Source organism: Desulfosudis oleivorans Hxd3 (genome assembly GCF_000018405.1).
Classification (GTDB): Bacteria; Desulfobacterota; Desulfobacteria; order Desulfobacterales; family Desulfosudaceae; genus Desulfosudis; species Desulfosudis oleivorans.
In genome coordinates this window covers 939763-950953 of sequence record NC_009943.1, presented here as the reverse complement: position 1 = coordinate 950953, position 11191 = coordinate 939763, and the positions used below count along the sequence as shown (strand labels likewise).

Genomic DNA, 11191 nt, shown 5'->3' with positions numbered 1-11191 from the left:
ATATTGGTTGAAAGTTACGCTTAAAAAAAAGAATCCCAAGGGGGAAAACACACACCCCGGCTGCGTTACGCCGGATAGCAACAGTTTACGGAATACGTACGCTTTAGCTACACCCTTGATGTGGCATTAATTATGACAGAGATCGAGTCAGTTAATAACCTGAGAGCTGTACCTTTCTTAAAATGGGCTGGTGGAAAAAGATGGTTGGTTAAGAGGTACGAAAACCTTTTTCCATCAGAATATAGAACTTATATTGAACCATTTGTGGGGAGCGGTGCAGTTTTTTTCCATTTAAATCCAGAAGCGGCCATATTATCAGATAAAAATAAAGAATTAATCAACTCTTACCATGCAATAAAAAAAGATTGGCGATTAGTTTATGCCCATTTAAAAAATCACAACAAAAACCATTCGAAAGACTATTATTATAAAATTCGAGGATCTAAGCCAAGATCTGAATTCACAAAAGCCGCAAGACTTATTTATCTTAACCGAACATGTTGGAATGGCTTATATAGAGTAAATTGTAAAGGGGAATTTAACGTTCCAATAGGGACGAAAACGAACGTTATTCTTGATACCGACAACTTTCATCTTATCTCTGTAACACTATCGAATACGGAACTTCTATCTGATGATTTTCAGAATGTTATTGACAAAGCCCAAACAGATGATTTTCTTTTTGTTGATCCCCCATATACAGTTAAACATAAGAATAATGGATTTTTAAAATATAATGAAACTCTCTTTAGTTGGGAAGATCAAGTTAGACTAAAAGAATCGCTATTACAGGCAAATAGTAGAAAAGCGAAAATTTTACTTACTAATGCAAACCATAAAAGTATTATAAACTTATACAAAAATTATTTTAATATAAGAACATTAACGAGAAAGAGCATTATAGCAGGACAGCCGCGCTTTAGAAACAATTGCGAGGAGTTAGTTGCAACAAACTACTGATAATAATCTACAAATATAGAAATGGTGGGGGAGGCATGCATCTTAAATTATTTTTACGTAAAATCCTTAAAGCTGTGAGGACAATACCTCTTTTGGGCCATTTGATTGATTGTAAGCTTGAAGATTTTTCTGAAGCATTTAAGGAATTAATAACGATACTAACAATGTCAACTCTCCCTTTAACTCTGGGCGCTCTTCTACTCCTTTTTACTGATAAATCTTGGAATAACGAATATTTTAAAGCGTTGTTATTCGTTTCAAATAACGGGGAGTTGTTCCTTTATTCTGCATCCCTAATTGCCCCGATTTATTATATTGCTATGCAAAAGATTAAAACGCGAAAGGAGTTTCCATCAACTCAGTCACATATTTTTTTAGTTTCACTTATTATGTTTATCTCTATAGTCTTTTTTAATGCAAGCCATTTGCGAATAGATCTTAATGATAATTATATTTCTAATTTTTCACGTTACATTTTTATAATATCTACCATATTGTTATATTTAGCACTAGTTTATCGAAATAGTCGTATGTCGACATCTCTTAGAGATATGAAAGAGACAGAGAGAAACTATGTCGAAGATTATTCAGCACATAGGAGCCGAATATGAAAGAGGATCCGAAATCGATTTCATTCCCTTGCCTTAAAATATCCCAGCCAATTGGAAATTTTTACATAGGCAGTATTGGTTATAAAGATCTTTCTGATATTACGTGGGTGGATGTTCGAAGAATATTTGATGAAAGAGATTTTGAGAAATATTTAGGCATACAACGGCCATTAAGCAAGAAAAGGGTAAAAGAATTATCAGAATATGTGAAAACTGTAGATGCTTGTTTTCCAACCAGTATAATTTTATCTGTCAGCTCACTTTGTGCTGAGTATAATGAACAGACAAGTGAAATGACACTACAAAACTATCTTGATGCAGACAACGAAGAGGAAAAAATAATTTTTGGTCAAATTGCAAAGGTTATAGATGGGCAACATCGAATTGAAGGCCTTAAGAACTATAATGGACCTCACTTCGATATTAATGTCAGTATTTTTGTTGATATTGATGTGGCAGAACAAGCGTATATTTTTTCCACAGTGAATCTTGCCCAAACAAAAGTAAATAAGAGTTTGGTATATGATCTTTTTGATTATGCAAAAGCGCGCAGCCCCCAAAAATTGTGCCACAAAATAGCCGTTGCCCTTGATGGTGACAAAAACAGTCCTTTTTACCAAAGAATAAGAAGACTCGGAGTTGCAACGAAGAATAGATACAATGAAACCATAACACAGGCAACATTCGTAGAAGCTCTTCTAAAATACATCTCAAAAACCAAAATGCAAGAAATGCATGATAGAGATCTTTATTTGCGCGGGAAAAAACCCAAAAAAATTGATGCGGATGAGTCAAGACAATTGATTTTCAGAAACATGATGATTGAAGAAAAGGACTTTGAGTTAACAGATATAATTTGGAATTATTTTGAAGCCGTAAAAACACGATGGCCGCATGCTTGGGATTCAACAGGTACAGGATATATTTTAAATAGAACAAACGGGTTCAGGGCGTTAATGAGATTCCTTCGTAATGCATATTGCCAGTTAGCTAATCCTGGCTGTTGGGACGTTCCAAAAGTTGAAGACTTTTTAGAAATATTTAAAAAAATTGAAATTGAAGACGGCGAATTTACCAGTGAAAATTTTAAACCAGGATCGTCTGGAGAGTCTGAGTTATATAAAGCTTTAAAAAAAGGAAGTTTACCCAAGTAAAGTCAGAACGAGAGGTCCTCTTGTTATTATTCTTTAATCACGCGGCCAAATTCATTCCCCGCATAAGTAAGGAATTGATATAGTTCCGGGGACACCACACTTAACTGCACCGTTCTTTCAAGCCCCCAGCCAAATTTTTCCCTTCTATCCCAACCCCGCCACTTCGATGACGGCATTGGCGACTTCAACCGGTTTCATTCCATCATAGCAGTCACCGGGGCTGGCGCGGACCGGGGTGTCGGCCCGGGTTTTTCGATACGCCCGACAGATAAAAGATGGGAACTGGACTGACACATGGGCTACCCTCCTCAGGATTTTGCCTTTGAATGAAGCATTTATGGCAGACCGGGCACAGAAATCAAGAAAAAACAGAGAAGAGTTATCGCCGGTTCTGTGAGCTGCCAGCGGATTACGCCCGGCTGAGGGCACGGAACGGCATGCTGGCCAGGGGGAAAGGACTATGGTCAGGCAACGCCCAGGCAGGCACAAACAAAGCCCCAGAAGGCGCAGGTCGTGCCCGGCAGTCGCACCTTCCGGCTTTTAAAATCATCCATGTTTTACCTGGCCAGTTCACCGGCCGCGGTGATGGACAGGGTGTTGTTCTCCCCGTCGCTGAGCATGGCCACCCGGGCGTCCCGGAACATTTTTTCAACCGGGTACTCCCTGGTCAGGCCGTTGCCGCCGAATATGGCGATGGCGTCGCTGGCCACATCGAAAGCCGTGCGGGTGCAAAAAACTTTGGCGGCCAGGGAGTGATGCAGGGACGCGGACTCCGCGGTCCGGTTATAATTCCCGACCCGGCGGCTGTAGGCCCGGGCGGTTTCCACTTTTGTAAACATGTTAAAAAGCTGTAACTTGATATTTTTGTGCGTGAATATGGGGACCCCGCCCTGCACCCGCTGTTTGGCGTAATGTATGGCCTCGTCATAGGCGGCCTGGGCCAGGCCCACCGAAGCCGCGGCGATGATGTTGTTTGTCCGGGCCAGCATGCCTGTCATTTGCGGCCGGGCCTTTTCCATGTCGGAAACCGCCATGAGTGTGAACGGAATTTTCACGTCTTTAAAAGAGATCCGGCTTCTTGGCAGGGTGCGCTGGCCGATCCGGTCCAGGGGGTTGCTGACAGTGATGCCGGGAAGGTCAAGGGGAACGATGGCCACCCCGCACCCGGGTATGCCCCGGGACGGGTCCAGGCTGACCAGGACCGCCGCGTGGGTGGCCATGGGGGCATTGGCGATCCATGCTGTTATTTCTCCGTTGATGACGTATCCGTCTTCCCGCGATATCGACGCTAACCCGGGCGTATGAGGCGTATGGCTGTCCGCCCCGTTGCCCGGCAACAGCCAGTCCAGGTAATCCCCGGCGTCCGGCATTGCCCAGCAGCCGATCATCCGGGCATCGGTGTCCGCGCAATAGGCTTTGGCCAGTTCCTGCAACACCGGCTGCGAAGACATGGCCGCCAGTACGAACGGCAGGTTGGATACTTCCATACTGACGGCCAGGCCGGCGTCCCCCTGGCCCATTTCCTCGACAATAATGGGGCCGGCTTTATGGTGCAGTTCACCGGCCATGCCGCCCGCCTGTTTGGGAATGTCCAGTACATGCAGGCCCAGTTTCCGGTAAGCTTTGAAAACGTCCCGGATGACGGAGTTGACGGCACATACGGCTGCCGGGTCATGCAGGTTGTCCAGCTCGATGCCGGCCGGCCGCAACCGCTTTTTCGCAAACGGCCGCACTTCCCTTGTGATGGCCTTAACATCCCCGGGAATCGACAGGTCCAGTTCAAAATAGCCCATATTCTTCTCCTTGCATAACGGTTACAAATCTTCGGAAGCGGCCAGGGCCAGGGTCTCGTTGCAGCCGTCTTCAATCATCGAGGCCCGGGCGTCACGAAGCATTTTCTCCACCGGGTACCGGCCGGTCAGGCCCTGGTCACCGACGATTTCCAGGGCGGCGGACGCGATTTCAAAGGCGGCCTCCGTGGCCAGCACCTTGGCGGCAACCCCGTACTTGCCCGTCCCGTAGCGGGTTTTGACGCGGTCGCTCTGCCAGGTTTTCTTTAAATAACCGCGAACGGGTTTTATCTTAAACGACAGGTCGTACATTCTGAAAAAGGCCTGAAGCCCTTTGGCCGCAAGGGCGAAGGTGCTTTCATAGGACATGACCAGCGAGCCCGGAAACACCCGGGAGATCTTCGGCTGCAGAAAGGATTCCCGGAACCGGGTGGACCGCCGCACAAAAGCGCGCACGGCTTCTGTTTGTGCGAACATCTCAAAAAGTTTCAGCCGGACATGATCCTCTTTAATGGACGCGCCGGCCGTGCCGCTGTTTTCTCTTGCGTACCTGGCGGCTTCGTCATAGGCGGCCTGGGCCAGGCCGCTGATCATGATCGATGTTTCCCCGTTGACAATGCCCAGCGATCCCCGGGCAAAAGGGCTGTCCCCGCCCGGCAGGGGTTTATGATAAAGCAGGTGGCTTTTTGGCAGCACCACATCGGAAAAAAAGATTTCCCCCTGGTTGAGGGCCCGCTGCCCCACTTTGTTCAGGGGCTTTCCCCGGGAGATGCCCGGCAAATCCAGGGGGCAGAAGGCCAGCATCTGGCCGTGCATTCCCATGGACGGGTCTAGGCCGACATGCAGCATGGCATGGGTGGCGATGGTGCCGTTGCTGACCCAGGCCGACTTCTGGCCGTTTAGAACATATTCATTGCCGCGCCTTACCGCCTGGAGCGTGGGCGCCATTTTGGGGTTCGAACCCTGGGCGGTTGTTCCCATGGGCCAGTCCGAGCCGTGGTCCGGTTCGGTAATCCCCCAGCACCCGACCAGGGCGCCGTCTTTGTCTTCCGCATAATCCCGGGCCAGCCGGCGGATTTTGGCGTCATTGAAAAAAGGGGCCATGGCAAAGGGCATGCCGGATACGACCAGGCTGACCGCCAGCCCGGCATCGGCATGGCCGAACCGTTCGTTGAGCAATACCCCGGTTTCCGGCGGCACTTTGCCCATCCAGCCGCCAAACGCCCTGGGTATCATCAGCCTGTGGAACCCCTGTTCGCGATACCCTTTGACAACATCCCACAGCACGGAACCTTCTGCGATGACGTCGGAAGGATCATGCAACCGGTCCAGCGCGATACCGGCCGGCCGCATGACGGCCTGCCCGAATTCCCGGGCTGATTCGGCAAGAAAAACGGCTTCTCCAGACAGCGTTGGGTCCAGTTCATGAAAACTCATGAAGCCCCCTGTTCCTGTGACTACCGGTATCGCAGGTAATATGAATGCACGTACCAGATCCCCCCTGCCAGCCCGGCAGGAAGATAATATTTGGCCCGGAGGATATCCAGCACCACCATGCGGGTGTTAAACGGTTCGCCGTCGATGAGCCTGGCAATGGGATCATACTCGGAATCGTTTATCGTTATCCTGGCATCGGTTTCGTAGGATTCTGTAATCTCCTCTTTGGGCCGGAACAGCCATATCGGCTGGACCAGGGAAAAAAACTGCAACGGTCCGCCCACGTTGAATGTTTTATGATCAAACACCGGGGGCGGCGGCGTCTGCTGTGCCTTGGACGTTGATTCTATCCGCAGCACTTCAACCCCGCGACGGGTTACACCGGCCGTGATGTTTTTACCGTTCTCTTCAAAAGTGATGTCCGCCGCTTTTTTCGGATACCCCAGGATCTCCCGGCCGTAGATCATGGCGGTATCATCATCCACCACCATCCAGGGGCAATGCAGGCCTTTGCCCAGGGGGGTCCGGACATGGACCAGCAGCGCCGCCTCGTGATAGGGAACCGTGAAGGACGTTTTGGTGTAATCCACGATGAACAGGGTGGCTGTGGGATTGGGCCCGAGCCACATGCACCAGGGCAGGATTTTTTTCGTCTCTTTTTTGTTCAGCGGCACATCGGCCAGGACAAAACGGGCGTTCTCCCACAACCGGGTGCCGATTGCCATGGGTTTTGTGATCCGGCCCAGCGACTGTTTAAATGATGGAAGCACTTTTCTGTCTTTCATTTTTCCCTCCGCTCACATTAAAGGATCATACTTGTTTTGCCATGAAAGCGACATTAAGCGTTGTCACTTTTGTTCCTGCCTTTACGCTGTTCACAATAACCGGGTTTCAAAAGCGGGAAAAAGTGACATTAAGAATTGTCAGTTTGAAAATTATATGATCAGGACCCGGTTGTCAAGTTTTTTATACGTGTGTAGAAAGCCGGTTCGAAAATAGTTATATATTTTATTTTATTCGTTTTTTGGCAATACCCGGTTTCAGGCAACCCTGCCAAAAAAACAGTTTGCTTGTGACAATAAAAGCTGTCAGAATTGCTTTTATGAAAGAAAATCACCACAAACCGACCCGCCAGTACGGCGGTGTGGACGCGGACCAGCGGATGCATGAACGGCGGGAGAAATTCGTTGCCGCCGGCCTGGAATCGTTCGGTACCCTGGGATACGGACAGGCAACGATCAGGGGCATCTGCCAGCTGGCCGGGCTGACCGAACGCTACTTTTATGAATCATTTAACAACAAAGAGGACCTGCTGTGCGCGGTATTCAACCGGTTGATCAGTGAACTGGAAGCCGGGGCGCAGATGATTATTGAAACGCCCGGGACCAAACCGGAAGAAGCGGCCTGCCAGATCACAAAAAGCTTTTACCTGCTGTTTTTACAGGATCCCCGCCGGGCCCGGGTGCAACTGTTTGAGGTACTTGGCGTCAGCCCCCGGGTGGACGAAGAATACCGGGAATCGATAAAAACCCTGGCCGGCTGGATCAAAATCATTTTTTGTTCCCTTTTTCCCTCCCTGGAGCCCGAATGGCTGGAAACGACAATCATTCCCACATCAATCTCCGGCGCCATGATCGCCAATGCCCACCAATGGGTCCTGGATGGTTTTCAGACCCCGGTTGACGATATTGTATCCCAATCGATGGAAATGTTCATGGCCATCGGCAACCATTACCAGAACCTGCACCAGCACCGGTCGGAAAAATAACCCCCATCAGCACAGGTCGCGGATGATGCCTTTGGTTTATAAAATAGCTTTTTTGCAGTGATAATTTATGCAAAAACATAAAAAAATAAACTTTGAGTTTGAAAAAATATTTTTTTGCATAGACGCACTTTTTGTGATGCCGTTACGCCCGGCTGCGGTTGCGGATTCAACTGGCCGACGCCATGGTTGAACAGGCCGTAGCCTGACGGGAAAACCATAACAACAACCCCACCAACTTTCCTTCGTGCGATAGGCCGTAAAAGTATATTTTGTGTGTTAATATTCACATAATAGTTGAATTATTACGCATAAAATATATTTTGACAGGCCAAAATGGTATATGGTATGTGTATATATTCATATAATAGATGAACAATTACTCTTGAGGTATATTATGGATGAATTGACGGGCATAGGCAAAACAGACCGTGAAAGAATGGCTGCGGTTATTCGCGGCACCAAAGGCACGGTGTCGGTGGGCGAAGCGGCCAGGATTTTAAATGTGGCTTCCACGGATGCCTCCAAGATGCTTTCCCGATGGTCAAAAAAAGGATGGGTGTCCCGAGTGAGGCAGGGGCTTTATGTATATGTGCCACTGGAGTCCCGCACGGCTGACGTGCCGCTGGAAGATCCCTGGCTGATTGCCGAGCGCCTTTTTTCTCCCTGCTATATCGGCGGCTGGAGCGCCGCGGAATATTTTGATCTGACGGAACAAATCTTCAGCACCATCATGGTAATGACCGTTCAAAAGCCGCGAGACAGGAAGCCGGCAATAAAAGGCACGGCCTTTATGCTGCGCACGATTTCCGAAAAGGCCATGTTCGGGTTAAAGCCGGTCTGGCGCGGGCAAGTCAAAAGTTTGGTTTCCGATCCCGCGCGTACCATTCTGGACATGCTGGCCGTGCCCGGCCTGGGCGGGGGGATTCGTTCACTAAAGGAGATGTTTGCCAACTACCTGCGTTCTGAAAAAAGCGATCTTGATCTGTTGGTTGAATACGCAGACCGCTTGAACAACGGAGCGGTATTTAAACGCCTGGGCTTTCTGCTTGAAAAAACAGCGCCGGAACAGGCGCCTGCCATTGCGCAGTGCCGTCAACGGCTGACCACGGGCAACACCCGGCTTGATCCGGCCCTGAACAATACCCGGCTGGTGACCCGCTGGCGTTTGTGGGTACCTGAGAACTGGAAGGAGGCGGCGGGTGATTGACAAGTCTGAAATAATGGACTTTGTCCGGGAGTTCGGGCTCCGGGCAAATGTTATTGAAAAAGACTATGTGCTTGGCTGGATGCTGGCCGGTATATTCAATCATCCAGCGATCGGGAAAAGCTGGGCCTTTAAGGGCGGTACCTGCTTAAAAAAGTGCTATTTTGAAACTTACCGGTTTTCCGAAGACCTTGATTTTACCCTCACCGATCCCGATCATCTTGATCGGGATTTTCTGGTAAGCTGCTTTGAAGAGATTGCCGAATGGGTTCACGATGCTGCGGGCATAGCGGTGCCCGGGGACTTAATCCGTTTTGAGGTGTATGAGAACAACCGTGGCGGGATGGCCGCCGAAGGGCGTATCGGCTACCAGGGGCCAATGCGGCAGGGCGGCGCGCTTCCCCGCATTAAGCTGGATTTGACAACCGATGAAGTGCTGGTGCTGGACCCTGTCATCAGAAACGTGCATCATCCTTATTCGGACTGTCCGGCAGACGGCATCCAAATCAACTGCTACTGTTTTGAGGAAGTGTTTGCCGAAAAAATCAGGGCCCTGGCGGAACGGGAGCGGCCAAGGGACTTGTATGATGTGGTGCATCTGTATCGCCACGATGAATTAGTAACCACCCAGGGCGTCATTTTAAATACGCTTGCGAAGAAATGCGAGTTTAAAGGGATACCCGTCCCTTCCATGGAGACATTTACCAACCGGCCCGAGCGTGATGAACTGGAGGCGGAATGGAAAAACATGCTGGCGCATCAGTTGCCGGTGTTGCTTTCCTTTGAGCAGTTCTGGGTGGAGCTGCCCAAGGTGATAGAATGGCTGCACGGCACGGCTCAAAAAGTGAAAAAAGAATCCATCTCTTCCGGGCAGGTGGCAATTGATCGGTCCTGGCAGCCGCCTTCCATGGCCCAGGCCTGGCACACAACGGTGCCGCTTGAGAAAATCCGTTTTGCCGCAGCCAACAGGCTTTGCGTGAATTTGAAATATAAGGACGACTATCACCTTATCGAACCTTATTCGTTACGGCGTTCTCAAGCGGGTAATCTCTTGCTCTTTACGATAAGACATAATACCAATGAACCCCGGTCTTACCGAGTTGATCGCATTCAGGGGGCGGAGATTACGGACACACCATTTGTGCCAGAATATACCGTTGAGCTGACGCCCTCCGGTCCGGGTGCAACTGTTTGAGGTACTTGGCGTCAGCCCCCGGGTGGACGAAGAATACCGGGAATCGATAAAAACCCTGGCCGGCTGGATCAAAATCATTTTTTGTTCCCTTTTTCCCTCCCTGGAGCCCGAATGGCTGGAAACGACAATCATTCCCACATCAATTTCCGGCGCCATGATCGCCAATGCCCACCAATGGGTCCTGGATGGTTTTCAGACCCCGGTTGACGATATTGTATCCCAATCGATGGAAATGTTCATGGCCATCGGCAACCATTACCAGAACCTGCACCAGCACCGGTCGGAAAAATAACCCGCCTCAGCACAGGGCTGAGACATGGGCTACCCTCCCCGGGAGGTTGTCACAACTCTTTCACGCGCTTTTTGGTGTCTTTTGCTTTCCTGTTTTTTTACCATAGGCGCGCTGTTTTTCTTTTACGGTAAAACTGATCTTTTTTGGGGGTCTGGATTCAATCGCAAGAAGCTGGTCCAAGGTTTCAAAAACAACCGCAAACCGCTCTTCCGTCAGTTGTTTTAACTCAGACAACTCTTTTTTCAGGTCTTCATTGTTTAGAAGCCCCTGGCGTAGCTTTGTAAAGGTTCGCATGATCTGGATATTGACGGCAATTGCCCTGTCGCTATTTAAAACACCGGACAACATGGCCACGCCCTGCTCCGTAAAAGCCATTGGCACATAGCGACTACCACCCCAACTTGAGGTCACAATTTGTGACCTCAAGTTTTTACATTCTTCTTTAGTCAGCTCAAACATGAAATCAGATGGGAAACGCTTGATGTTTCTTTTTACAGCCTGTTTTAAAACCTTTGTTTCAACACCGTAGAGTTCCGCGAGGTCTCTATCCAGCATCACTTTTATCTGCCGGATCACATAGATTTTACTGGCGATTCTTTCTACCGGTACGATATCATTCATGATTAATCATCCTTATGCCGCAAAAGTATTTATTTGATTGGAAGTCGCAGATTGCGACCTCCAAACAGGCAGCCGAATAGGAGAAAAGCTTGTTGCCGTTTATTTTTGATATCACGATTTGTGATATCAACGCTATATTCATTTTTTGTGCCCATATGC

At 48.8% G+C, this 11191-nt stretch carries 10 protein-coding genes; 6 read left to right on the top strand and 4 right to left on the bottom strand.

From position 1 onward, the window contains the following. The first annotated feature begins 132 nt into the window (after window positions 1-132). Both DOLE_RS17870 and DOLE_RS04225 read left to right on the top strand, forming a co-directional pair. Entirely contained in the window at window positions 133-960 is an 828-nt protein-coding gene (locus DOLE_RS17870) for a DNA adenine methylase (protein WP_083766647.1), read from the top strand. Window positions 961-1567: 607 nt separating this feature from the next. Continuing rightward, complete coding sequence (locus tag DOLE_RS04225; RefSeq protein ID WP_041280343.1) at window positions 1568-2725, top strand: DGQHR domain-containing protein; 1158 nt, start codon at window positions 1568-1570, stop codon at window positions 2723-2725. 557 nt (window positions 2726-3282) lie between these two features. Here DOLE_RS04225 and DOLE_RS04220 read toward each other — a convergent pair. Genes DOLE_RS04220 through DOLE_RS17015 form a run of 3 tightly spaced genes read right to left on the bottom strand, consistent with a single transcriptional unit; the run spans window position 3283 to window position 6737 of the window. Then, on the bottom strand, window positions 3283-4518 hold the full coding sequence (locus tag DOLE_RS04220; protein WP_012174247.1) for an acyl-CoA dehydrogenase family protein: 1236 nt from the start codon (window positions 4516-4518) through the stop codon (window positions 3283-3285). A gap of 21 nt (window positions 4519-4539) precedes the next feature. Next, complete coding sequence (locus tag DOLE_RS04215; protein ID WP_012174246.1) at window positions 4540-5952, bottom strand: acyl-CoA dehydrogenase family protein; 1413 nt, start codon at window positions 5950-5952, stop codon at window positions 4540-4542. A gap of 20 nt (window positions 5953-5972) precedes the next feature. Beyond that, window positions 5973-6737, bottom strand: coding sequence for an acetoacetate decarboxylase family protein (locus tag DOLE_RS17015; protein ID WP_012174245.1), 765 nt, complete (start codon window positions 6735-6737; stop codon window positions 5973-5975). Window positions 6738-7054: 317 nt separating this feature from the next. Between DOLE_RS17015 and DOLE_RS17010 the strand changes: the two genes are divergently transcribed. The 4 genes from DOLE_RS17010 (at window position 7055) to DOLE_RS04190 (ending at window position 10411) form a co-directional block, all read left to right on the top strand. Next, window positions 7055-7720, top strand: a complete 666-nt coding sequence (locus tag DOLE_RS17010) for a TetR/AcrR family transcriptional regulator (RefSeq protein WP_012174244.1) — start codon at window positions 7055-7057, stop codon at window positions 7718-7720. Between the two features lie 394 nt (window positions 7721-8114). Further along, complete coding sequence (locus tag DOLE_RS04200) at window positions 8115-8927, top strand: type IV toxin-antitoxin system AbiEi family antitoxin domain-containing protein (RefSeq protein ID WP_012174243.1); 813 nt, start codon at window positions 8115-8117, stop codon at window positions 8925-8927. After that, entirely contained in the window at window positions 8920-10119 is a 1200-nt protein-coding gene (locus tag DOLE_RS17005) for a nucleotidyl transferase AbiEii/AbiGii toxin family protein (RefSeq protein WP_012174242.1), read from the top strand. The genes DOLE_RS04200 and DOLE_RS17005 overlap by 8 nt, the downstream gene beginning before the upstream one ends. Continuing rightward, window positions 10106-10411 (top strand): hypothetical protein, encoded by a 306-nt coding sequence (locus DOLE_RS04190; protein WP_012174241.1) that lies wholly within the window; start codon window positions 10106-10108, stop codon window positions 10409-10411. The genes DOLE_RS17005 and DOLE_RS04190 overlap by 14 nt, the downstream gene beginning before the upstream one ends. A gap of 60 nt (window positions 10412-10471) precedes the next feature. Here DOLE_RS04190 and DOLE_RS04185 read toward each other — a convergent pair whose 3' ends face one another. Beyond that, the gene (locus tag DOLE_RS04185) at window positions 10472-11032 is read right to left on the bottom strand and encodes an ORF6N domain-containing protein (RefSeq protein WP_012174240.1); all 561 of its coding nucleotides are present in this window, start codon (window positions 11030-11032) and stop codon (window positions 10472-10474) included. Between the last annotated feature and the right edge of the window lie 159 nt (window positions 11033-11191).